The organism is Microbulbifer sp. ABF4_148, from assembly GCF_056158985.1.
Genome location: NZ_JBSWUI010000001.1, coordinates 2,667,498 through 2,692,728, shown reverse-complemented (window position 1 = coordinate 2,692,728; position 25,231 = coordinate 2,667,498). Strand labels below are relative to the sequence as shown.

The 25,231-nt window shown below is 54.1% G+C and carries 18 protein-coding genes and 1 tRNA gene; 9 read left to right on the top strand and 10 right to left on the bottom strand.

Annotated elements, in window-relative coordinates; translation table 11 throughout:
- Nucleotide 1: 1 nt before the first annotated feature.
- The 5 genes from gspE to ACXAD0_RS11770 all read right to left on the bottom strand — a co-directional run bounded on the left by gspE (nt 2) and on the right by ACXAD0_RS11770 (nt 6,164).
- Nucleotides 2–1,498: a type II secretion system ATPase GspE gene (gene gspE / locus ACXAD0_RS11790; protein WP_475088613.1), complete on the bottom strand. Its 1,497-nt coding sequence runs from the start codon at nt 1,496–1,498 to the stop codon at nt 2–4.
- A complete protein-coding gene (gene gspD, locus ACXAD0_RS11785) occupies nt 1,495–3,462 on the bottom strand; it encodes a type II secretion system secretin GspD (protein WP_475088612.1) in 1,968 nt (655 codons plus the stop codon). The genes gspE and gspD overlap by 4 nt, the downstream gene beginning before the upstream one ends.
- Before the next feature lie 83 nt (nt 3,463–3,545).
- Entirely contained in the window at nt 3,546–4,220 is a 675-nt protein-coding gene (locus ACXAD0_RS11780; RefSeq protein WP_475088610.1) for a type II secretion system protein N, read from the bottom strand.
- Between the two features lie 265 nt (nt 4,221–4,485).
- Entirely contained in the window at nt 4,486–5,415 is a 930-nt protein-coding gene (locus ACXAD0_RS11775) for an electron transfer flavoprotein subunit alpha/FixB family protein (protein ID WP_475088609.1), read from the bottom strand.
- Nucleotides 5,415–6,164, bottom strand: coding sequence for an electron transfer flavoprotein subunit beta/FixA family protein (locus ACXAD0_RS11770; RefSeq protein WP_475088608.1), 750 nt, complete (start codon nt 6,162–6,164; stop codon nt 5,415–5,417). The genes ACXAD0_RS11775 and ACXAD0_RS11770 overlap by 1 nt, the downstream gene beginning before the upstream one ends.
- 374 nt (nt 6,165–6,538) lie before the next feature.
- Between ACXAD0_RS11770 and ACXAD0_RS11765 the strand changes: the two genes are divergently transcribed.
- A complete protein-coding gene (locus ACXAD0_RS11765; protein WP_475090371.1) occupies nt 6,539–8,161 on the top strand; it encodes an electron transfer flavoprotein-ubiquinone oxidoreductase in 1,623 nt (540 codons plus the stop codon).
- A gap of 176 nt (nt 8,162–8,337) precedes the next feature.
- Here the strand turns inward: ACXAD0_RS11765 and ACXAD0_RS11760 are convergent, their stop codons facing one another.
- The 4 genes from ACXAD0_RS11760 to ACXAD0_RS11745 form a co-directional block, all read right to left on the bottom strand.
- On the bottom strand, nt 8,338–11,064 hold the full coding sequence (locus ACXAD0_RS11760; protein ID WP_475088607.1) for a TonB-dependent receptor domain-containing protein: 2,727 nt from the start codon (nt 11,062–11,064) through the stop codon (nt 8,338–8,340).
- Between the two features lie 122 nt (nt 11,065–11,186).
- A complete protein-coding gene (locus tag ACXAD0_RS11755) occupies nt 11,187–12,848 on the bottom strand; it encodes a serine/threonine protein kinase (RefSeq protein ID WP_475088605.1) in 1,662 nt (553 codons plus the stop codon).
- 556 nt (nt 12,849–13,404) lie between these two features.
- Entirely contained in the window at nt 13,405–13,962 is a 558-nt protein-coding gene (locus ACXAD0_RS11750) for a DUF1285 domain-containing protein (RefSeq protein WP_475088604.1), read from the bottom strand.
- Nucleotides 13,955–14,644, bottom strand: coding sequence for a TetR/AcrR family transcriptional regulator (locus ACXAD0_RS11745; protein ID WP_475088602.1), 690 nt, complete (start codon nt 14,642–14,644; stop codon nt 13,955–13,957). The genes ACXAD0_RS11750 and ACXAD0_RS11745 overlap by 8 nt, the downstream gene beginning before the upstream one ends.
- A 336-nt stretch (nt 14,645–14,980) precedes the next feature.
- On the opposite strand from ACXAD0_RS11745, the gene ACXAD0_RS11740 reads away from it, so the two are divergent.
- From ACXAD0_RS11740 to ACXAD0_RS11720, 5 genes are all read left to right on the top strand, one after another.
- Complete coding sequence (locus tag ACXAD0_RS11740; protein WP_475088600.1) at nt 14,981–15,829, top strand: acyl-CoA thioesterase; 849 nt, start codon at nt 14,981–14,983, stop codon at nt 15,827–15,829.
- Between the two features lie 65 nt (nt 15,830–15,894).
- Nucleotides 15,895–15,971 (top strand) — tRNA-Pro (locus ACXAD0_RS11735).
- Nucleotides 15,972–16,147: 176 nt separating this feature from the next.
- Nucleotides 16,148–17,407, top strand: a complete 1,260-nt coding sequence (locus tag ACXAD0_RS11730) for a hypothetical protein (RefSeq protein ID WP_475088599.1) — start codon at nt 16,148–16,150, stop codon at nt 17,405–17,407.
- Between the two features lie 244 nt (nt 17,408–17,651).
- Nucleotides 17,652–18,989 (top strand): tyrosine-type recombinase/integrase, encoded by a 1,338-nt coding sequence (locus ACXAD0_RS11725; protein WP_475088597.1) that lies wholly within the window; start codon nt 17,652–17,654, stop codon nt 18,987–18,989.
- Between the two features lie 157 nt (nt 18,990–19,146).
- Nucleotides 19,147–19,893, top strand: a complete 747-nt coding sequence (locus tag ACXAD0_RS11720) for a hypothetical protein (protein WP_475088596.1) — start codon at nt 19,147–19,149, stop codon at nt 19,891–19,893.
- Nucleotides 19,894–20,065: 172 nt separating this feature from the next.
- Here the strand turns inward: ACXAD0_RS11720 and ACXAD0_RS11715 are convergent, their stop codons facing one another.
- Complete coding sequence (locus tag ACXAD0_RS11715) at nt 20,066–20,485, bottom strand: helix-turn-helix transcriptional regulator (protein WP_475088595.1); 420 nt, start codon at nt 20,483–20,485, stop codon at nt 20,066–20,068.
- 518 nt (nt 20,486–21,003) lie between these two features.
- Between ACXAD0_RS11715 and ACXAD0_RS11710 the strand changes: the two genes are divergently transcribed.
- The 3 genes from ACXAD0_RS11710 to ACXAD0_RS11700 all read left to right on the top strand — a co-directional run bounded on the left by ACXAD0_RS11710 (nt 21,004) and on the right by ACXAD0_RS11700 (nt 25,229).
- On the top strand, nt 21,004–22,362 hold the full coding sequence (locus tag ACXAD0_RS11710) for a hypothetical protein (RefSeq protein ID WP_475088593.1): 1,359 nt from the start codon (nt 21,004–21,006) through the stop codon (nt 22,360–22,362).
- A gap of 145 nt (nt 22,363–22,507) precedes the next feature.
- Nucleotides 22,508–22,747, top strand: a complete 240-nt coding sequence (locus ACXAD0_RS11705; protein WP_475088592.1) for an HTH-like domain-containing protein — start codon at nt 22,508–22,510, stop codon at nt 22,745–22,747.
- A gap of 67 nt (nt 22,748–22,814) precedes the next feature.
- Complete coding sequence (locus ACXAD0_RS11700; protein ID WP_475088590.1) at nt 22,815–25,229, top strand: type I restriction-modification system subunit M; 2,415 nt, start codon at nt 22,815–22,817, stop codon at nt 25,227–25,229.
- Nucleotides 25,230–25,231 lie beyond the last annotated feature (2 nt).

Sequence of the window (25,231 nt, the reverse complement as noted above, 5' to 3'; positions counted from 1 at the left end):
GTTACGACTCCTGAGTGACTCGCAGTACCTCTTCCAGAGAGGTAACGCCGGCTAATACTTTAGCGATGCCGTCATCGCGAATACTCGGCGCAACAGCGCGCGCTTCTGCGACCAGTGCACTTTCTGATGCCCGATCGTGAATCAACTGTCGCATGGTTTCGTTGATCGGCACGAGTTCATAGATACCGACACGCCCGACATAGCCACTGCCATTACAGTGCTCGCATCCGCCGGGCCGATAAATAACAGCTTCGTCCTGCGCTTTCAGACCCAGCAGCTCGCGCTCGCTGGCATCCGGGGCGTGGGGAACGCGACACTCAGGGCACAGGACGCGCACCAGCCGCTGGGCCAGCACACCAATAAGGCTTGAAGACAGAAGGAAGGGCTCGATGCCCATGTCCACCAGACGAGTCACCGCACCCAGCGCGGTATTGGTGTGCAAGGTGGAAAGCACCAGGTGACCGGTCAAACTGGCCTGGATGGCGATCTGCATCGTTTCCAGGTCGCGGATTTCCCCGACCATCACCACATCCGGGTCCTGGCGAAGAATGGCACGCAAGCCCCGGGCGAACGTCATATCTGCCTTGGTGTTAACCTGAGTCTGGCCCACACCTTCGAGGTTGTATTCCACCGGATCTTCGACGGTCAGGATGTTTTTTTCGCGATTGTTGATACTGCCCAATCCGGCATACAAGGTGGTGGTTTTACCGGATCCCGTCGGGCCGGTTACCAGCAGGATGCCATGTGGGCGTGTGAGCAACTCGGTCATCACGGCGAGATCGTGTTCAATCATCCCGAGTTGGCGGAGATCCATTTTGCCGGCCTGCTTGTCCAGCAGACGCATGACGACCCGCTCGCCGGCACTCGAAGGCATCGTCGAAACACGCACATCCACTTCGCGTCCCGCCATCAGCAACGAAATACGGCCGTCCTGGGGCACACGCTTCTCGGCAATATCGAGCTTGGCCATCACCTTGATACGGGATACCAGCAAAGGCGCGAGCGCACGACGCGGCTCGAGTACTTCGCGCAGTACACCATCGACACGAAAACGCACCACCAGTCGCTTGTCGAAGGTTTCGATATGAATATCCGAAGCACCCTGCTTGAGGGATTCGGCAAAAATGGCGTTAATCAGCCGAACGATCGGGGCATCGTCTTCCTGCTCGAGCAGATCTTCGGTTTCAGGCAGCGCATCCACAACCGCGGCGAGATCAAGCTCATCGCCAAGTCCTTCTACATCGGACAGGTTGCCGCCCTCACGATTTTCGTAAAGGCCCTGCAAGGCATTCTGAAATTCGCCCTCTTCGAGCGTCTGCAATTGCACGGTGCCGCCCGTAAGGCGCTGCACTTCCGCAAAGACGGTTGGATCCAGAGGCGCGACAAACTGGCAGCAAGGCCCGGTATCGCCCTCAATCACCAGAACGCGATGACGCTTGGCAAAGGCATAGGGCAGCCGCTTGAATGCAGAAGCTGTATTTACCGCTTCCGCCGTCATTTTTCGTCGAGCTCCAGCATCTGCACAGGTACCTCACTTTCGACATCATCATAAGTGCCGGTGGGCGGCAATAAGTCAGGCAAAACGTCGCCACGGTGCCAGTCCCAGATCACGCTGGTGCGATCGCGGATGTCCAGCTGCTTGTTTTGCAGGTCGAGATAGCGCTTACGGGTTTCCTCGTAGCCCGCGATCCGTGTACTCAGGATTTTGGGACGCAGGAAAACCATCAAATTTGTCTTGGTCACATCTTTGAAGGATGAACGGAAGATGCGCCCGATTCCCGGGAGGTCGCCCAACAGTGGCACCTTCGATGTGCTCTCAGTTACCTTGTCTTCGATCAGTCCGCCCAAGACAAGGATGGCACCGTCATCAATCAGCACCCGCGTACGAATCTCGCGTTTGCTGGTAATGATGTCGGCCGCTTCGCCCTGGAACGGGAGGACGTCTTCAACTTTCTGTTCGATATCCAGCGTCACAGAGTTGTTGTTATTGACCCGTGGCGTCACCTTAAGGGTGGTACCAACGTCCTGACGCTGAATGGTCGTAAACGGATCATTGTTACTACCCGACAACAGCTGCTCACCGGTAATAAACGGAACGTTCTGGCCCACCAGGATTTCCGCTTCCTCGTTGTCCAGAGCCATAACCGTTGGCGTTGACAGAATATTCGAATTGCTTCCGGTGGCGAGCGCCTTGATTGCGACGCGGATGTCGGTGCCACTCAAATAACCGAGGTTAAAGCCAGTCCCGATCAGATTCAGGGGGTTGAGCGACAGCGGATTGATATCATCAAAAACAATCTGGCCGTCGTCGTTACGGGTGATCACGTCGGCAGCATCATTGTCAAAACCGGCGACAACACCGCCGTCCGGTCCGGCAATCCACTTGATGCCGAGATCGCTGGTATCACCTTCTGACACCTCAACAATGATTGCCTCAATCAATACCTGAGCGCGACGCACATCCAGTTTTGCGATAACGCCCTTCATCGTTTCGAGCAGTGCCGGGGGTGCGGTGAGCACGAGTGCATTCAGTGATTCATTGACCTGAATACTGACTTCGACATCCGCTGCCAGCTGGTCTTTTTCAGTTTTCTGAATGCTGCCGCTCATACCCTCGAGAATGGGTTTCATATCCGCCGCATTCGCATATTGGACATACACGACCGCGGTATTTCCGTCACCGTCCAGCGGCTGGTCCAGGCGACGAATAACGTTTTTGATTTGTTGACGGGTTACCGGGTCACCGGTAAGCAAGACCGAGTTGGAACGCTCGTCGACCGCGATGCGCAGCGGCTGAATATCGTTCCCCTGCTTGGCGCCGGTCTGCAATAATTCCATCAAGGTCTGGCGGATTTCCTTCGCCGAGGCAAACTGCAGTGGCACCATTTCAATATCGATAGCACCAGCGCGATCCAGCTGGCGAACCAGCATCACGATCTGCTCAATGTTCGCGGCGCGATCGGCAATAATCAGAGTATTGGTATCGGCGTACGCGGCCAGGTGGCCGGTCTGTGGAATCAGCGGGCGCAGCATCGCAATCAACTGCGACGCAGAAATATTCTCGACCCGAACAGTACGCACCACCAGTGATTCACCGGAAAAGCGCGAAGACTGGTCAATAACGGGAATCGCTTGCTGCTTGGCCAGCGCGTCTGGAACCACTTTCCAGGCGCCCCCCTGCTCAACCAGACTAAATCCATTGACCTGAAGTACCGACATAAACACATCGAAGGCTTCTTCGTGTGTCATCGGGTCACCGGCAACCACCGTCACTTTCCCCTTCACATTGGGGTGAACGATGATATTTTTGCCGGTGAAATCGGCAGCCCAATTGATCAGGTCGCGGATATCCGCGTTATCCAGGGACAACGTAACCCTTTCCGGTGCTTGAGCGAGCACCGAAAACGCCAAAATACCCCCGAACCCGACTGCCAGCAGCTGCCGGTAAAACATCGTAAACATTAGGTTATTAGCTCTTTTAATTCTGAAAACTGAAATCATCACAAAGGCGACAGGCAAATGATGCCTCCCCAAGCCGCCCGACCCTATTGACGCAGGGGTTTCTGCCCCCTCCTCTGCCGAGCCATTTCGCGGAGCTCTTCAATGCGCTCACGCATGGACTGGCGCGTCTGATCATTGCTCTCTTGACTGGCAGCACTGATCTGGGCTGCCTGTGCCGCGAGATCCGCGGCGCTGACGTTCGAATAGCTGGTACGGCGAGGCGCTGAAGGACGACCGGAAGCATCCGGGTACGTCAACTTCTCCATCTTCCCACCGCGACGCAGCACGATGTGATCAACCGCAACCGTATGGAGCGTGGCACCACCCGGGAGGGTTTGGCCCACAAATACACGCTCAGCGGGCTTTCCGCGCTGCCCCACGAGTGCGCTGGCTTTGGCTGAGTTACTGCTGTTTAAAACACCGGAGAGCACCAGATTCATCTGGGTCAGCGGGATATTGGCAAGATCTACCTCTGGTGTTTTAACCGCAGCCGGTTTTATCGCTGCGGTACCAAAGAATTGTGTGCCGGGAAGACTGGGAGCAGCCTGAGAGGAAATAACGGTACCCCTGCGCTCAACCAGGAGAGATTCCTCTGGGGAAGAAGGAATAAACAAGGCGCCGTACGCAACGGCGTTGAAAAGAAGCCAACCGCCGGCGATCGCCAGCGCCACAGAGGCACCGCGCCCAAGAGCCTTGCGCGACTTGGATGTCGCGAACATGCGCGGAAATCGCGATAAAATGTTGCTAACTGCCGCCATCTTACACCCTGCAATTCGGTCAATCCGTGACCTTTTTATTGACAAATGACGCCTATTGTCATCTGTCACCTAAAGAAAGGCAATCTTTCCCAGAACTGCGTGACCGAACGGTGTCCCGGCCTGAAGGTGAGCAGTAAATCGCTAATGACTACAGCTGGCCTGTGGGACAACGCAAAGGGGCGACCAAGTGCCGCCCCTTTGTCACGCCCATCTTATGACCCGTGCGTTACAGTTTTGTTTCCAACTCTGGCACGACATCAAACAAGTCTGCGACCAGACCGTAGTCAGCAACGGAGAAGATTGGCGCTTCTTCATCCTTGTTGATCGCAACAATCACCTTGGAGTCCTTCATGCCGGCCAGGTGCTGAATGGCACCAGAGATACCGACGGCAATGTACAGGTCCGGCGCGACGATTTTACCCGTCTGGCCAACCTGCATATCGTTCGGGACGAAACCAGCATCAACCGCCGCGCGGGAAGCACCCACAGCCGCGCCCAGCTTATCAGCCACACGATACAGCAGCTCGAAGTTGTCGCCGTTCTGCATGCCGCGGCCACCGGAAATGACCACTTTGGCCGCACTCAGCTCAGGACGATCAGATTCCGCCAGTTCCTCGCCAACGAAGGACGATACGCCGGCATCATCAGCGATATCCACGGCTTCGACGGTTGCAGCACCACCTTCGCTAGATACAGCATCAAACGCGGTAGTACGCACAGAGATCACCTTGATCGCGTCGGAGCTCTGCACTGTCGCAATCACGTTACCGGCATAGATCGGGCGCTTGAAAGTGTCCGCGCTCTCGACAGAGATAATGTCGGAGATCGGCTGCACATCCAGCAGTGCCGCAGCGCGCGGCAACATGTTTTTACCGGTCGTAGTCGCCGGGGCAAGAATGTGGCTATAAGCCTGGCCCAGGTCTGCGACCAGCTTGGCCACATTTTCAGCCAGCTGGTGGCCGTAGGCCGCATTGTCTGCGTTCAATACCTTGGCAACGCCCTCGACCTTGGCAGCCGCTTCCGCAACCGCGCCACAGTCGGCGCCGGCGACCAGTACATGGATATCATCACCCAGTGCCTTGGCGGCAGCGATGGTATTGAGGGTCGCACCCTTGAGTTCTTTGTTGTCGTGTTCCGCAATAACCAGAATGCTCATCAGATTACCTTCGCCTCATTCTTCAGTTTTTCGACCAGTTCCGCGACGTCAGCCACTTTGATGCCAGCCTGGCGCTCGGCCGGCGGCTCAACATTCAGTGTCTTGGTGCGCGGGGAGATATCGACACCCAGCTCATCGGGCGTAGTGGTGTCGAGAGGCTTCTTCTTCGCCTTCATGATGTTGGGCAAAGACGCGTAACGCGGTTCGTTCAAGCGCAGGTCGGTGGTCACGATGGCCGGCAGCTTGACTTCGACAGTCTGCAGACCGCCGTCGATCTCACGGGTCACTTTGACGCTCTCACCTTCCACTACCACTTCTGAAGCGAAGGTGCCCTGCCCCATACCGGTCAATGCGCCGAGCATCTGGCCGGTCTGGTTATTGTCGCCATCGATAGACTGCTTGCCCATAATGACCAGCTGCGGCTCTTCTTTCTCGACGATCGCTTTCAGGCACTTGGCGACCGCCAGCGGCTGGAGTTCAGCATCGGTTTCGACCAAAATACCGCGATCAGCACCCAGCGCCAATGCGGTACGCACCTGCTCCTGGCACTGCTTGGGACCCATGGAAACAGCAACGATTTCGCTGACTACACCCTTTTCCTTCAGGCGCACGGCCTCTTCTACCGCAATCTCACAGAAAGGGTTGATGGACATCTTTACATTGGCAATGTCGACATCAGACCCATCTGCCTTCGGGCGTACCTTGACGTTGTAGTCGACAACGCGTTTCACAGCTACAAGAACTTTCATGGAAATCCCGTCTCGCTTATCTCTCTGGCTTCCGCAGCTTGACTATTCGGTCAAATTGCGAACAATTACGTTTATAAAGTCAAACAGTTGTTTGAACGGCGTGTATGGTGGACTTTAAATAGCGCAAAATCAATAGCATTTGGCTGCCCGGTCCGTTTAAACCGCGTTGGCCTCAATATCCATTCAGCATGGCCCAGCCGGGGGTTTTCGGCCAAGAAATGGCCCCGTATTTGCCACGGGAAATGGGTACTCCTGCAATTGGTAGGGGTATTGATTGGCCGATATAATCCGCAGCCGAATAAAAGAAACCGGGTAACATCCGGGCAACAGAGTGTTAAGCAATAGCATAGGAGAGCGCCGTGGAACGCGAATCAATGGAGTACGATGTAGTGATCGTGGGTGCAGGCCCTGCCGGATTGGCGGCCGCCTGCCGAATTCGCCAGCTCAATGATGAAATTTCAGTCTGCGTGGTCGAAAAAGGTTCAGAGGTCGGAGCCCACTCTCTGTCAGGTGCCGTCTTCGAGCCAACCGCACTGAATGAACTCTTCCCCGACTGGAAAGAGCGCGGCGCGCCGCTGAACACCGAGGTGAAAGGCGACGAAATTTTCCTAATGGGAGGCCCGGAAAAGGCAACCCAGGTCCCGAACTTCTTTGTGCCAAGCACCATGCACAACGAAGGCAACTACATTATCAGCCTCGGTAACTTGTGCCGCTGGTTGGCTGAACAAGCGGAAAATCTCGGTGTCGAGATCTTCCCGGGTTTCGCCGCCGCTGAAGTTGTTTACAACGAAGACGGCTCGGTCAAAGGTATTGCCACCGGCGATATGGGCGTGAGCGCATCTGGCGAACACAAAGATTCCTACATGCCTGGCATGGAGCTGCATGCCAAGTACACGTTATTTGCCGAAGGCTGCCGCGGGCACCTGGGCAAGCAGCTGATCGAACGCTTCAAGCTGGACGAAGGCCGTGACCCCCAGCACTACGGCATCGGCATCAAGGAAATCTGGAAGGTTACCGACGAGCATTACAAGCCCGGACTTGTGGTCCACACAGCCGGCTGGCCACTCGCAGAGAGCGGTTCGCATGGTGGCGGATTCCTGTATCACCTCGAGGACAACCAGGTGGTTGTGGGCCTGATCACCGATTTGGGATACAGCAACCCGCACGTAAGCCCGTTCGACGAATTCCAGCGCTACAAGCATCACCCGGTGATCAAGCAGTATCTGGAAGGTGGTGAGCGTGTCGCGTACGGTGCCCGCGCCATTACCAAAGGCGGCCTGCAGTCCCAGCCCAAAATGACATTCCCCGGTGGCCTTCTCATTGGTGACGACGCCGGCACCCTGAACTTCGCCAAGATCAAGGGCAACCACACTGCGATGAAATCCGGCATGATCGCCGCTGAGGCAGTGTGTAAATCCATCGGTGAAGACCGTGCAAATGACGAAGTCACTGAATACAGCACTATGTACCAGAACAGCTGGGCATGGAAAGAACTGCACAAGCAGCGTAACTTCGGTCCTGCGCAACACAAGTGGGGCAATATCCTTGGCTCCGCCTACGCGTTTATCGATATCAATATCTTCCAGGGCAAACTGCCATGGACACTGCACGATAAGAGCGCAGATCACGCACAGCTGAAACCGGCAGCCGACTGCAAACCTGTCGACTACCCGAAGCCCGATGGCGTGCTGAGTTTTGACAAGCTCTCGTCCGTGTTCATCTCGAACACGAATCACGAGGAAGATCAGCCTTGCCATCTGAAACTCAAGGATGATGCCATCCCGTTGAGCCATAACCTGCCGATCTACGACGAGCCTGCACAGCGTTATTGCCCGGCTGGCGTTTATGAGGTCGTCGAAGACGATGGCGGCAAGCGCTTCCAGATCAATGCGCAGAACTGTGTTCACTGTAAGACGTGTGATATCAAAGACCCCACCCAGAATATTGTCTGGGTGACGCCCGAGGGTGGCGGCGGTCCGAATTACCCGAACATGTAACAGCGGGATCACAACAAGGCGCCCTTTGGGCGCCTTTTTTGTATCTGCCCTGCCCTTGTTCGCGCATAAAAAAAACCGGGCCCTGTTCCCAGGACCCGGCTCAGTAGCATCCCTGTTGGTTTGCCTGAATCTATTCCATTCTTTACGTTGTTACATGATTGGACGGCACAGGCCCACTAGAACTTGTACTGTGCACTCAGGGCGAAATTCGAACCCGGCGCCTCCTCAAACACAATGACACCTTCACGCTCGATCTCAATAGATTCATTCAGCAGGTTCTGCATCTTCAGCTTGAGTGTGACTTCCTCGGTCGGATACCAGGAATACGTCACGTCAAGCGAGTGGAAAGGCTGCTCGAATGCATCGGGAGAACCATTCCGCCCGGCGAGATACAAGCGCTCACCAAAGACGTTATAGCCCAGGGTGGCAGAGTGCGCACCGTCCGGTGAATCGAAGCCAACCAGCATATTAACCACGTACTCGGACGCACCTGTCAGTTCGCGCACCGGATTCGTTGGCGCATCTGCCTCTGTGCCGGCCACGAGCTCGGAGTCCTGAACGGTAACGTTACCCTGGATGAAGAAGCTGTCCATGGTTTCACCCAGGAAGCCCATTGTCTTCAGACCTTCAACTTCCATGCCAGTGATTTCACCGGAAGCAGCGTTGATGATTTCACGCGCAACGTTGGTATCGCTCGAACCCAGCTCGAAAAATTCGATGGGATCAATGATATCTTTGTAGAACGCAGACACCGTCAGGTTATCGCCATTATCGAAGAACCATTCTGCACGCACATCGAAGTTATCAATTTCAGATGGGCGGGCGTTCGGGTTACCCTTCACCTGCTCACCGGTAATCGGGTCGATGTAGATGGCATCGGTAATTTCACGCAGATCCGGACGAACCGCCGTCTTGCTGGCACCGAAGCGCAATTGGAAGGTTTCCGCCCACAGCGAGCCCATGTAGGTCAACGAGAGAGACGGATAGACCGCATCATCACCGTAGGTCGCCTGCTCGAGCGCTTCGATATCGCTGGTAATTTGCGGGTTATCGATGGTGTAGCCGTAGGGATTCCAGTCCAGTGCAACCTGATTGTAGTCTTCCCAGCGTGCACCAGCGGAGAAACGCCAGGTATCATTCAGCGTCCAGTCTACTTTACCGAATATGGCATCGGTCAATGTGGCCGCAAGATAACTCTGGTTATCGGTTCCGGCGCGATCGAATACAAAATTGTTCAGCGGGTTGGTGATATTTTCATCGCTGAACACCTGATCCAGCGGACCAACCAGGGTATCCTCATCGGCGACACTCAGCGCACCCAAACGGAACTGGGTTTCCTTGTAACTACGACCTTTTTCTGCGCGTGCGAAGCCGCCGCTCAGCTCGAGACTGGAAGTACTGAACTCGACTGGCAAGGTCAATGACCAGCCATAGTTAAGCATTTCGTCGTCGAGTTCAGTAAAGCGGAAGTCGGAGCTGTTTACACCGATACCAACCGCCGAACTGGTCGCATTTCCCTGCGAGTCCGTTTTGATGTCCGCCTTAACGGTGACCTCATTGGGAATGTAAGTGGCCGCGGCAGCATCGGAGTAGAACCAGTCGAATGCCAGCTCTTCGGGCACCCAATTGAGCAGACCGCCAGGGATCAGGGACTTGGTGGTGACACCAAGGGTATGGCGGCCAGTAGCCTGGTTCAGGATAAGATCACGCTCTTCATACTTGACCTTATACTCGCGGAAGCCTCGCCCATCGGAAATCTCCGCGTTTTCATTAAAGTAATCGCGAATGGATGATTCGTCATCGGTATTCCGCAGGTACAGGCTGGTCGTGCTGACTTCGTGTTCTTCAGCGTAACGCACACCGAGGTTCAGGTTTGCGCTAATGTCTACTGAGTAAGTCGACTCATCTGTGGTGTCCGGGCGCTCTTCCGGGAACACAAAGCTGCGCTTTTCAGTGACGGTTTCGCGCCACTTACTCTTGTAGGAACCCCCGGCAAGAAACCCGATCTCGAGGTCATCGCTCAGGAAGAAACTGTTACCGACGCTGGCCTTCAGGTCCTGCTCCGGTTCGAATGATTCCTTGGTGATATCGACGTCGCGGTTCAGGTTCAGCGCCAGAGTCCGGCTCAGCGCTTCGGCAGCAGCACGCTGGTCCTGTGCCGAATCAAACTGGACACCCTCGGCAACCAGTCCATTGCCAATCGCATCTGCACCAAGACGCCCCTGGAAACGCTGCAAAGCCTGCTGCAGGTCCGCAGACAGTGCGCGGGTTCCATCGTCACTGCCGAAGTCGTCATCACTGCCGCCGTTGTAGGTCAGGACATCGCCGCCCGTCTCGGAGTTAAAGGCAGTACCCAGCTCGACGGAGAACGTCAGGCTATCGGGGATCCCTTTTGTACGGACATCCACGTTACCGCCACCAAATGTCGCTGGCTGGTCCGCGGAATACGTCTTCTGCACCGCAAGAGAGTCAACAACCGAGGTAGGAAAAATATCCAGTGGAATAACGTTACGGGTCAGGTCTGGTGAAGGAACGCTTGCACCATTCACCGTGGTACTGGAGTAGCGTTCACCGAGGCCACGCACGTAAACAAACTTATCGCTCACCAGTGACAGACCCGATACACGACGAAGCGCCGCAGCCACCGTCGAGTCGCCGACACGGCCAATCATTTCGGAGCCCAGGATGTCGGTGACGACTTCTTCTTCCAAACGCTCAGAGACGAGCATCTCAGCTGAGTCACGCAGTCGACCCTGAACCATCACTTCTTCAATTTGGCTAGCCTGCGGAGCGGAAATCGAATCCAGCTCTATGTCTTGTGCGATCGCCGCGGGAGCGATTGCAGAGGCCGTGGCGACAGCCAATACCAGCGGCGCTCTCTGAAACTTATCAATCTTTACCATTTGCCTGGCCCCTATTCGTTCTCGTGACTTCAGCGGCAGAATCCATTGAGGCGCCGCCCCCATTTTCGGTAAAGCGGCGCCCCAGAGGGAGACCGGACTATGTCCGGTCCAAGTAACAAAGCTTATTCAAACCACAGTGGCTGAGCACGGTTACCTTCCTGAAGACCGTAGGCCCAACCCTGGGTCCAGTCAGTTCCGTTGACGCTCACAGCACCCAGGTAGGCGCCCTGCAGAGGCGTGATACCAGTCGCAGCGTCGTTCACCAGCTGCTCAGAAGCGTCCAGGGAGAAGAATGCCGGAGAGCCACCCAGGAGCTGCAGGCCAGTGTCGGCGTTCGCAGTGGGATCTACTGCACCTGTGATATCGGCAAAGACGTTGCCGTTCGCAACAGCCCAGTCTTCCAGAGTGTCAACACCAACCGGGCCACCTTTGGTACGGTCTTCACAAGCAAAGATGTTGGAAGTGATTACCACTTCGGTACCAGTTGCCGCTTCAGCCAGCGTCTCGTCGCTTTCTACCCGCAGGCAGTAGTTGCTGCCTTCAGGGCCATTCTCGTCTGCGCTAAAGGAACCGATGACCATAGAATCACTGATCATCGGGAAGATGCCTTCGCGGAAGCGCCAGCCAGCACCAGCACCGTGGGTGCCATCGGTCTGACCGGAGATGATGCAGGTCAAGCCTGTGATTACCGGACGGCTGTTGATGCCAGCATCAATGAATGCCTGGCGAGCCGCAGCGTCTTTGCTGGAGTAAGAGCCAATACCGTCGGATTCGATACAGTGGTTACCGTCAGCAGCCGACTGAATCACCAGCGCGTTGGTAATGGAACCTGCCCAACCTTCGTCGATGTCGATAGAGTCATCGCGCACGTACAGCGCAACAAAGTTCTCGAAGCTTACCGCACCACCGAACATCTCGATGCCGTCGTCGTAAGTTGAGTAAACCTGCAGGTTTTTCACGGTTGTGCCGCTACCGACACCACCGAAGGAAATACCATTCAGCTCGTCGCCATTCGCAACCTCAGCACCGGTGTGCTTCACAACAACGTATTCCAGACGGCCAGAGCTGTCAGCGTTATTTGCACCACCGTAGTTGGACTGGTCAACACCAGCAGCGCCTTCAGCCAGAATATGGCACTCGGTAGTGGCCAGGTCTTCAGCAGCAACCGAACCGGTATAGGAACACTTGTTGGTTACACCGAAGCCATTGATTACCATGCCGCCCCACTGCTGCACGTCTTCAGCACCAACGGTGCCGTCTACGTCAGTTTTTGAAGTGAAGGTGATCGGCGCATCCACGGTACCCTCGGCAAAAACCTGGGAACCGCGGTTAACAACCATAAACTGGGTGCTGCTTGGGAAAGCGATGGTCGCACCTTTTTCGATGGTCAGGCGCACGCCATCGCCACCCTTGGCAATACCGGCAGCCGCCAGCCCAGCGTCGGTGTCATAGTTTTTTCCAACAAAAAGGCTACCCTTGAAAATGTGTGCGCCTTCCCCTTCCAGTGCCGGAATAGTCAGGTTAACAGTGAGGGGGTTGTCAGAATCTACAAAGCTAGACTCGTAAGAGCAGTGAGTGCCGTCAAAGCTGCCCTGAATGGTTTGACCCGCTTGCTCGTAGAACGCGCACGGATTCTCGTCAGTGCTGCCGCCCGGATTGGTTACGGAATTATCAACAGAGTTATCGACGGTGGTCGGCTCAATGTTGATACCACCGCTATCACAACCGGCGAGCAGAGCTGCGATAGCAGCAGCCAGGACGACCTTGCCATTTACGATTTTCATATTCCCCCCAGAGGAAGTTTTTCAAAAGTGTTCGTTTGCTCAGCGACTGGCCGCCACTTATCCAGGCTTGTCCTGGTCGCTGACAATGTGCCGAAAGAACGAATTATTTTTCGCCTTGGCGTTTCGGACGAAGGGGAGTGTAGAAATCGAATATTGCGGAATTGTTACCTATTTCTTTCGTTTTTGAGAAAAACAGGTTTTTTTAAACGACACAATCACGATGTTTCAGTGATGTTGCAACCGTGTTTCAGTGTGCGTACGTTTGATAGACAAGTGACTATTTTTTGACTAAATCAAAAAAGAAAAATACGTTCATACCCCTAAAGGGACAAATAGGAAGGGAAAATTTTACAGGCTTTCTCTTAATCGGCTTCGATGTAACACCACCAAAACCGAACCCGTTGACGGAACAAGTTTATTCTTGAGGTACCGCTCATTAGCGGGGTATTACCACCAGAAGAAATGCACACACAAAATTGGAAGATACTGCGGCGAATGAGAATCAGGAATCACTGCAAATATGAAAGAGAAGAAGACAGGGAGGAGAAAGCCTGCTTTAGCTGAGGGGACCGAGCGGGAACCGGCTGCCGCCGCTTACCAGCATTAACTCCGCAGGGTGATCGTTCTCAACCAGTTGATCCACCGCCCAATCCACCAATTGATAGTACACATCGCGAGAGACGCGCGCTTGCAGACCATCACGCACTTCGATATAGGGAACCGTCCGCTCCGGGCTACCGAAAGCTTTCAGCACCCATTGGGTACCCTGCCCTAGCTCCAGAACATCACCGGTATTGGTGGTCAGTAAAATCGTATCGTCGGTAGATGCTCGAGCAGCTTGCGTCACCAGAAAAGGCACATCCTCGACTTGAATACGCCATTTCTCGACAGGGGTGACCAGAAAATAGTCACCATTCTCACGCTTGAGGATACTGGCGAAGAGTTTTACCAGCGCTTCACGGGCAATCTCTTGCCCCTCGTGGACCCAGCGACCATTGGACATCACACGGAGATCCATATCCCCGCATAAATCGGGGTCCCACTCGGATACGGGTGGGTGCCCCTTGAAGGACGACTGCAGGGACTGCAGCTGATCGAACAGCGGTTCAGCCAAAACTGTGGCCAGGATTGTCCTGCGGTGGGGTCGCGGCAGACGACACAGTGTCTGGTCGGCGTCCGGAAATATCGCCGATGTGCACACCGACATCCATGATGAACTCCATCAGACCCGCGCGATCTTCGATCACGTCAGCAAAGGACTTGGAGTGATACAGCTCCACCGCACCCTGTACCAGGGCCCAGTACGCTGAGTAGTAGTAATACGGCGGCACCTTCTTCAGCACACCCTGCTCCATGCGCCGCTCAAACACCCGGTTTAGGGCGGAAGCATTGGAATTCCGCATGGCGTGCAACTCCGCAATCATCTCCGGAGCCAGATTCAGCGCGATGATTTTCTCTTCCAGACGCTGGAAGAGCCTGTCTTTCGCTGGATCGGCCATGCGGGATTCAAAGTAGGCACGGGCGGGAGCAGTGATATCGCCTTGTTCCGCCGTTGCAACTGCGGATTTTAAGCGTTCGGTTAGCGCCTTCTCGTAATCGAGCAACAGGCGCATATAGATCTCGGTTTTCGAGATGAAGTGCTTGTAAATGGTGCCCTTGCCAATATCGACCCGCTCGGCAATCTGCTCGACGGTGACTTTTTCCTCGCCATGCTCAAGCAGCAGCTCTAAAGCAGCATCCAGGATACGCTGTTCTCGCGCGCGAAAACGCTGAACTTTCTCTTTTGCCTTATCCATACTTCCGACCTTGGGTTCCATGAGCTTTGGGGACCGAAATTGACTATTCATTCATGAATGATAGGCAATTCACGGGATTTGGAAAAGGATTCCCCCAAACTTTGAGTAGAAAGGCCCGCTGTGCCTTTCTCCGCCAAAATACTAGATGACTTTTGTGCCAAGAGCCACTCAAACCGCGACCTAAAATACCAAGTTGCAACAGTTGGCATTCGCCATAAGGATTGTAGTCATCGGTAATGGTGCAAAAGGCCACTATTGCTATCATGCGAAGTGGCGTGCCCACCCACACACTGGAATATTAATCGCCTTTTTTACGTTTTCAGAGCCGGATTTACCATGATTGAGAAGTTGAGTAGCCTGCTGGATGTCGAAGAGCTCGATATCGACCTATTCCGCAGTCGACACCACGTTGAAAACCACCGAAAGATTCTTTTTGGTGGACAGGTGCTGGGTCAGGCGCTGAGTGCCGCTACGCGAACCGTAGAGCGACGACTTCCGCACTCTTTGCATGCTTACTTTCTTCGTCCGGGGAGCAGTGAACTGCCAGTCATCTATGAAGTTGATCGGATCCGGGACGGCGGCAGCTTCACAACTCGACGCGTCGTTGCCAAGCAGCGCGGTCAGGCGATCTTCAACATGAGCGCATCATTTCAGATCGAAGAGCCTGGCTTCGACCATGCGGCCAGATTTGATACCGGCGCGATCGCACAACCCGAGGAACTCCGAAACACCCAACAGATCGCAGAAGATCTGGGACTGACGAAAGTGGCTGTGGATCAAGGTCGCTTTTTGATCGATTTTCGTCCCGTCGATCCCAATAGCTACTTCGACGCAAAAAACCGCGAAGCGAAATGCCAGTTCTGGTTTCGCGTGGACAGTGAAATGTCCGACGACCCGATGGAGCACCGCTGTGCCGTTTGCTATGCGTCCGATATGGCGCTGCTGGGGACTTCGCTGCAGCCCCACCCTATCTCGCTATTCGATCCACAGATGATGCCCGCAAGCCTTGACCACGCCATGTGGTTCCACCGGGACTTCCGTGCCGATGACTGGCTCCTCTATTCGACCGATAGCCCCTCCGCCAGTGGTGCCCGCGGATTCTGTCGCGGTCAGCTGTTTAACCGCGAGGGGGTGCTCGTTGCGTCGACAGCGCAAGAGGGACTGATTCGCCAAATCAAAAAGTAAATCAATGGTTTACAGATTGTGGGCGGCTGTTATAATGCCGCCCGCTTACGACGTGAAGCACAAGTCGGTGAGTAGCGCAGCCTGGTAGCGCACTTCGTTCGGGACGAAGGGGTCGGAGGTTCGAATCCTCTCTCACCGACCAATTTCTTTTCTCCCTCCCCTTTTTGTGTTCTCTGGAATCCCCCGCGGATCACCGTTTCACTGTTTCTGCCGCTTGTGCGGTTAGCTTGCGCTGCTTGATCCTTCTTGCCTTCTGCTACTTGGCACCTTTACCCTCACTGACTGTCCAAACACCCAAGTCATCTGATATCGGTCATTATGTTGCACCTGCGCCCCCCTCAGCGATACGCACTCCGCAGCGCCCTGTGGGCCCTGTTCGTTGTGTTCTTTACCTGTATTTCCCCAGCATCAGCCGCCAGCAACCTGGAAATTGTCTATCGGGTGACGTTTACGCAAGGAGAAAGTAAAGCGCGCGTCGAGATTGATCTCACAGGGAAGAAGCTCCCCAGGCAGTTGCTGTTGCGGTTTAAGCCGGAACGACACACTTTCGTCAGTGCAGAGGGCAACACCGAATCAACCGCAGAAGGCGTGATCTGGATTCCCGAAGGCGACGGCGCAAAACTCGTGTACGACTTCGAAGTCAACGCACAAAAGTCCAGCGGTTCCTACGATTCTCGTATGACCGACAGCTGGGCCATCCTGCGCAGCGATAAACTCATTCCACCGATCACTGCCAGACTGCGCGGAGGGACCGAATCCAGCGCCGTCATGGAATTGGCGTTACCCGCAAAGTGGTCCTCAGCCCTGCCCTACGAAAAAGTGGGAGATCAAAGGTTCCGGATTGTGGACCCGGGCAGACAGTTCAAGCGGCCGAAGGGATGGATGATTGTCGGCGAAATTGGCACACGCCAGGATGTGATTGCAGGCACCGACGCCAAGGTGTCCGCACCGCTCAAGGCCGATTTCCGCCGACAGGACATGCTCGCGTTCCTGAACTGGACCCTGCCCGAAGTCCGGCAGATCTTTCCGGATTTTCCAACCTATCTCCTGATCGTCTCTGCAGGCGACCCAATGTGGCGAGGCGGGCTTTCGGGCACTCGTTCACTGTTCATGCATGCTGATCGCCCGCTCATCAGTGGCAACCGTACCAGCAGCCTGATTCATGAATTAATCCACGTGGCCACCGGCATCCATGGCGACCCTGAGAGCGACTGGATTGTGGAAGGACTCGCCGAGTTCTACGCAGTAGATATCCTGCGCCGCGCCGGCGGCATGAGCGAGAGACGCTATCAGGAAACCTTCAAAAAGCTGGCAACCTGGGGCAAAGAAGCAGACAGCTTGCTGGAACGCCGCTCCTCTGGCCCGATTACCGCGCGAGCCGCAGTGCTCATGTATGAAATTGACCAGTACATTCGCTCAGAGACCAACAATCTTCGCAGTCTGGACAATGTGGCGAGGGCGCTGGCCGAGAAACGGGGCAAGGTGACCGTGAAACGCTTCCGCGCGCTGGTCGAACAAGCCGCCGGTAAGCCGGTTCCGCTGCTGAATCGCGAGAGACTGAAAGTGCCAATCGAGTAGCTTTCTTGGCGCTAATTTATACAAGGATGCGTCGAGACAAAAAAAAGCCCTGACGACGGGGGGGGGAGAGCGTCAGGGCCAAGACCATTAGAACTGCTCATATGCAACTCGCGTTGTACTCACATTGACACCTATGTATGATTCTGGTGGCAATGGAGTGTAACTTGTTTTGCCTGCGCCACCCTTAGCAGTACCGAGGTGCTCGATTGGGCCGGCCGCATGCTACAGCGTATGAGGAAATACAATGGCCACTATCGACCAGCAGCTTATTCAGGAGCTGATCAAAAACCCGCCACAAAACGAAAAACTAATTACCAGTGACCAGTACACTGGTTTTGGTATACGTGCCCGAAGGGGCAGACTGAACTTTGTCTACCGCCGCAAAATCGCGGGGCGCATCAAAACTCAAAGTTTGGGGCCCCTGCCAATCACTAGGCTGGAAGATGCCCTAAAACGATACGGCGACCTACGACTAGCAAGCACTGCACCCGCAACCGCTCACCCACAGCATGCAGTGAATCAAGCGTCATCGGGCCTGAAACTCTCTGAACTAATTGAGGCCTACCTCGAAGAAAAGAAAAGCCGGCTCATGATTACTTATCGCCAGAGCGAGGGGGCTGCAATGAAAACGACACAGTACAAGGAAGTGGAGAGGTCATTACGCCACTTCGAGCAATTTGTGGGTAGTGACATTCCCGCGGCGGCTGTGGAACGCGAGCAAATCTATGAGTGCCTCAACGAATACAAAAAGCGATATCCACATGCCGCAAGGCGTATTGGAAAATGGATATGTGCGATGTATAGCTTTGGGCGTGACCGATTCAGTAAAAGCATCAAGTACAATCCAGCGGATCGCCTCAAACTTGGTGTTTTGACTAGAAGCCGAAGCAGAACCCTTACCGAAAAAGAGGTCAGCCTCCTCCCGAGCGCAATTCTGAAAGCTTTCAAACGTAAGCAGGAAACCAGCAATCGGATACCGGCAGTAAAAAACAGCTACCCCTTGTTCGCCATCATGCAGCTTCTTGTACTGTTAACGGGACAGCGCGGTCATGGGGTACGCCATATGGAACATTCAAAAATCCGTGGCGACGTTTGGGTACTAGACGCGCAATACACAAAGCATCACCAGTATGACGAGGAAATCTACCTATCCACTACAGCACAAGAGCTGATTCATCTTGCTGGAGATCATACGGCGTACTCACCATGGGTGTTTCCATCACCGCTACTGCCTGATCAACCAATCAAACGCCATACGCTCTCTCGCTGTGCAGAGGACACGTGGCTACATAGCCAAGGATTGATTCAGCCATACACTATCCATGACCTACGAAGGACATGTGCAACCCTGATGGTAGAACCTCCGATTAATTGCCCTAGAGAGCTCACGGACCTGGTGCTGGGCCACGTGCGGAGTAGGCTCGAAAGAACCTACATCCTTGGCAGCTATATCAAACAAAAAGGACCCTATCAGCAAGCCTTCTCAGACCATCTTCTCGAACTTTGGGGAGATTCCTACACAGAAATGATCGAGACGCTACGAGCTGAAACCTCACCATTAAGTCGAACGGGCTCTCAATAGGCAACTGCAGTGCATGAATTAGGGGGCTGAGCCTCAGCCCCCTAAGCGCCTGTTCCGATACGAGTGACGTCCGGTTCAACGAAACGCTTTGTAATTAGTACCCAGCCAATCGACAAGCTGATATGTTGGTAAATAAACCTCCAGCACTAATCATCTCATGTCAAACGAAAGAGCCTCCGTAGCTACGTTGCAAAAACTGCAGACCACGATTGCCATTTACAAGCAGTCGCCAAATAGCAACCCGAACATCAATCCGGCTATCGATTTAACCAATAATCAGACTCTGCTTCTTATCGATATTTTCGAGCACCTGATACAGGCCCCAAATTCTTCAGCGCGCGAAATTGCGCATGAACTTCGAGCGGACAAAACTCAGGTCAACGCCCTGCTCTATAAATTCAGTACCGAAAACTCTTTATTCGAGAAAGCAGGTGATACCCCTCCCTATTGGAAGACAACCTTAGTCGATGAGGTAGAGGCTATTACCTATATTCAGGTTGAGCCAGGCACGGGGCTCCCTAATTATATGGGCTACAAGGTTGGTGCAAGCGGCCTGTTTAGCTGGGATCGAAAGAAGATCCTCGATGAAATCATGACAACAGAGCTTCCCAATATAATTTCGGAAGCATATATGACGGAATGGGGGGAACCCAATAGTCCGGCTAGGCTCGGACGTTTGTTACGCCACTTCGAAGTTCAACTTAGCACTAAATCTAAGGCCCGCAATGCCCACCGAATGAAGGATGCCATTCGAGAATGGGCGCAAGATATTGAATACCTAAAGTCGAATTATTCATCGGTCCTAGATACCCCTGAGAACCAAAGGCTAACGATCTCCCACATAATTTCGCTAGAGCAAACAATATGCGACTTACAGCGAGAGGCTACTACGATAACGTCTTAACTTAGAACCATATTCAAGAAAACTTAGAGAGCCGGATACCCAGCTCTTTCTGGCCGGGTAGATGGCCCAAGGAATGGAGATCGACCGATATATAAAATGACTTAGAGGGCCCCTAAGAAATCATTGCTCCAGGCTTTAACGCGATCTACGAGGGACAGTGTTTTCGAAAATTTTATTCTGGCGAGAACCGAAGCGCCCTACCCTTAGCGCCCGTCAACCGTACAAACTCAGCATCATCTATTTGTTCCCACTCAGCCATATATTTGTCGACTAGTTGCTGTCTCTTTTTAACCTCAGCTTTTCGATAGATATAGCGCAGATGAGTTCGAACGGTATTTGCTGTGATGCCCATTCTCTCGGCAATCTCATCACTGGAGAAACGCTCCAGCACTCCTGACAAAATTTCAGCTTGGCGGACAGTTAATCGAGTTATCACATTGGCTAGCGAAAGAGTCGGTTCATTAGAGTTGATAGCTAAACGGTCAAAGTCTAGGTTCGAATACAACGTATCGAGCAACGCCTGTGTTTGCCGCAACTTCCCTTCTAGATCAGAAACTCGCTTTTCCAACAAATCAATTCGATCGCCACTCATATACTCAAACTCCACCTTGAGTTGCACCGAATATGGTGCAAAAAAAGAGAGTAACGACATATTGAGTACAACACAAGTACGCATGCTCGCATATTGAGTAGGCCATAGGGCCCGCCCGAGTACGGCCGTGCCCTATGGCCCATGTCAGACCCCACCTTTTTCAGTGCATGAGCGCTGCCCTATCCCCTATACGATGTAGAACCGGCTGCGTTATCGGTGTGAAACTCAAACTTTGCACCGGCGTCGCAGTGGAGAGGAGACACAATTCCAGTGCCACAACAGGACCCCGCTCAGTTTCTTGTGCAATGCACCATATGCGTAACTCAAGAAGTTATGGGGGGGGGGCGAGACCACCCCGCCGCTGGGCTGAATCTAGATCCCAATTCAGCACACCGGAAATTTTTACCGAATTTTGAAACTGCCCTCATTTTGTTGTGCAATAGACGTTCACGAGCTAAAAGGGATTTATTAGCTCTCCCGGCCTACTACAACGGCGCACATAAGAAATGGAACTTCAGATGGAAAACTTCTTCTACGACCTCATCATTTTTTGTGCCTGGGGAAAGCTCTTCTATCGGTTCTCTGTTTATTCAGAGGCTCATTGGAAAACTAAATTCTATGGGATCTTGCTGGCGCTTATTGCTCCAGTAGGTGCGATACTCCTAATTCATCAACTACCCCCAAAGATCCTTGCCACCATCTTCTTCTCTGAAGGAGCACTATTTACAGTAGCATTTTTGTACTTTTTCCCAACAATTCTCCGAGTTGGAGAAGAACATAGTTTTCAAAGCACTCATTACCACGCTCAGCCAGCAAAGACAGCTTCGTCAGAGGAAGACAATCAGACAACAGCTCAGACTCTAGCTGCAACTACTCGTATTGAGCTCAATTTGAGCACAACACTAGATGACACGATCTTCTTCTCCAGCGCCAAGGCTATAGGTATTAATCTACCTCCCTCCGCTTACAAATTACGAAACCCATCTGAACCAACCAGTTACACATATATTGAGGGCTTGTGTGAAGCTTTGGACCAAATCAAGTTTTATCCTCACTGGCGAATAACCCAAGAAAGGCTGCTTCTTGCAAGACTCTATCCCGAAATAGGTTCCGAAAACGACCGGAGCTGGACTTATCGCATGCTTAGTAGCCCAAACGCTAGTAACGAGGACAACACTTTAGCCTATCAATTAGTATGTGATTTATTTGAGGAAGCTCCCCATAAATATGCATACGGGAAAGCATCAATGGAGCGGGATGGGCGGGGTACCAGTCGCGATTCGGATGCGGCTGCAGGTACCTGCATGCAAGGTATCTGGGCTTGCTATGACCATAATCTACCACTTACAGCATGCAGTACTATTGTAGCTGAAATAGCGTGGGAAAATGCTATTGACCAAGGCGACAGAAATGACGCTATGGAGCTACTATTTGATTATTGTAAGCATAACCCAAGCAACACAGACTCATGGACAAGGCTACTTGAAATGTTGACGTATTGCGCAGAACAATCGCTCACATCACAAAGGGTTCTGCAATTAAATTACGTTATCCACTACCTGATTTATTCGGCTGAAGACCAACACCGTAATTATCTTGAAGAAGATCCGCTGAAAGCTATATATGACTTACTGGTTGCACTTGTAACGCCAGACAACTTTTCTACTATTGAGTACTTCGAGTTTATGGGCACAGATGAAGATACAGCAGACCTTTTCGAAGAAAATACTCAGTTGTTGCTCGACCACGGACGGGGTAAATATTCGATTGTACTGAACACCACATTGTTTGATCATTTATTGTCTAACCCGTTATGGGCCAAACTCAAAGAGCTCCTCGCGGCCTATTCGCGCGGGAATGTTGTCCTGCTAAATTAGATATTATATAGATTGTTTTGCGATCATTCTGGTCGAAAAACGGCCACTCGCGCATCACACCTCAACTCTCTCCACACTCTGTCTAGTCATCTGTAGCTAAGTTAGCTAGATTAGCTAGCTTCCCAACTGTCTCGCATCAATCGATATGACCGACCCCGAAATCTACCAGAGCATCCGTAGCGCCTTGGAGGCTGCGCCTCGTAACCAGTACACCGCTGAGCTCCACCTACAAATGATCAAGTATGCAGACCAGCTAAAAAACATTACTTCAAAGGAGTTTTGCGAAGGCGTGGGCCTGCGGCAGAGCTTTGCCACCGAGTTCAGCAAGATGCGTAACTTGACCCAGCGCCTTAAGGCCGCTGGGTTAAATACTGAGCAGTTGTAACCGGCCGTGCTCAGGGCCTCATAACGACAACGAATACTTAGAAAGAATATTTAGGAAGTACCGCTTAATGGCCATCAAGAAGACCGCTCTCTACTCCTCCCTGTGGGCCAGCTGTGACCAGCTGCGCGGCGGCATGGACGCCAGCCAGTACAAGGATTATGTGCTCACCCTACTGTTTATGAAGTATGTGTCCGACAAGTACAAAGGCGACCCCTTCGGCATGATCGTGGTGCCGGATGGGGCCAGCTTCGAGGATATGGTGGCCCTCAAGGGCGACAAGGAGATCGGCGATAAACTGAACAAGATCATCAGCGCCCTCGCCGAGGAGAACGACCTCAAGGGCGTGATCGATGTGGCCGACTTCAACGACGAGGACAAGCTCGGCAAGGGCAAGGACATGGTGGACCGCCTGTCCAAGCTGATCGGCCTGTTCGAGGGGCTGGACCTGTCCGCCAACCGCGCCGACGGCGACGACCTGCTCGGCGATGCCTACGAATACCTGATGCGCCACTTCGCCACCGAGTCCGGCAAAAGCAAGGGCCAGTTCTATACACCCTCGGAAGTGTCGCGCATCCTGGCTAAGGTGGTGGGTATCACCGGCGACACGCCGCAGGATGCCACCGTCTACGACCCGACCTGTGGTTCCGGCTCGCTGCTGCTCAAGGCCAGTGACGAGGCGCCGCGCGGCCTGTCCATCTTCGGCCAGGAGATGGACAACGCCACCAGCGCCCTGGCGCGCATGAACATGATTCTGCACAACAACGCCACCGCCAAGATCTGGAAGGGCAACACTCTCTCTGAGCCGCAGTGGAAAGATGACAACGGCCGTCTCAAAACCTTCGACTTCGCCGTCGCCAACCCGCCGTTTTCCAACAAGAACTGGAGCAACGGCCTGAATCCGGACGATGACGAGTTCGGCCGCTTCACCTGGGGCGTGCCGCCGGAGAAGAACGGCGATTACGCCTTCCTGCTGCATATCCTTGCCTCACTGAAGAGCACCGGCAAGGGCGCGGTGATCCTGCCCCACGGGGTGCTGTTCCGCGGCAATGCCGAGGCGCGCATCCGCGAGAACCTGATCAAGCAGGGCTATATCAGGGGCATCATCGGCCTGCCCGCCAACCTGTTCTACGGCACCGGCATTCCCGCCTGCATCATTGTGGTGGACAAGGCGCACGCCCAGGCCCGCAGCGGCATCTTCATGGTGGATGCCAGCAAGGGCTTTATGAAGGACGGCAACAAAAACCGTCTACGCAGCCAGGACATCCACAAGGTCGTCGACGTATTCACCAAGCAGACCGAGCTCACGCGCTACAGCCGCATGGTGCCGCTGCACGAGATTGCCGCCAACGACTACAACCTGAATATCCCGCGGTATATCGACGCATCCGAACCGGAAGACCTGCACGACCTCAGCGCGCACCTGCAGGGGGGTATCCCCGAGGTCGACCTGGATCAACTGAGTGCGTTCTGGCAGGTGTTCCCCACCCTGCGCCAAACTCTGTTCTCACCCCTGCGCGACGGCTACAGCCAGGCGCTGGTGGAACCGGGCCACGTAAAAAACACCCTGCTCGCACATCCCGAATTCGCCTCCTTCCGCGACCAGGCACTGGCGCCGTTTACGCAGTGGGCCGAGATGCAACCGTTCGAGGGACTGCAGCAGGGCGACAAGCCCAAGGCCTTCATTCACCAGATTTCCGAGGCGCTGTTAGAGGCCTATGTGCCGGTGCCGCTGCTGAGCCGCTATGACGTCTACCAGCTCCTGATGGACTACTGGGCGGAGACCATGCAGGACGATGTGTACTTGATCAGCCAGGGCGGCTGGCCGGCCGCGGCCCAACTGCGGGTACTGGTGCCCAAGAAAGGCGAGAAGCTGCAGGAAACCCCGGACCTGATCGTCAACAAGACCAAGTACAAGGCCGACGCCATTCCGCCGCAACTGATCGCTGATCGCTTCGCCCACCAAATTCTGGCTGAGGTCAACGCCGCACAAAGCGCGCTGGACGAGGCCAGCGCCGAGCTGGAGACCTATCTGGAAGAGAATGGCGGCGAGGATGGGCTGCTCAGCGAAGCACTCAACGACAAGGACAAGGTGACCAAGGCCACCGTCACTGCACGCCTGAAACAGGCCAGCGACGCCGAGGAAAAGCGGGCGCTCAAGCACGCAAAGAAACTATTCGACGCCCAAGCCGCGGCCAAGAAGGCGCATAAGGAAGCTGAGGATAGGCTGGGTCAGCGGGTGCTGGCCCAGTACGGCCAGCTCACCGAAGAGGATATCCAGGCGCTGTTGATCGACGACAAGTGGCTTGCCAGCCTCGAGGCCGCGATTCAGGCGGAGATCGAGCGCGTTACTCAGCAACTGGCCAACCGCCTTAAACAGCTGGAGGAGCGCTACCACGATCCGTTGCCGCAATTGACGCAGCAGGTTGAAAGCCTGAATGACAAGGTTGCGGGGCATTTGCGCGCTATGGGGCTGGAGTGGTAACG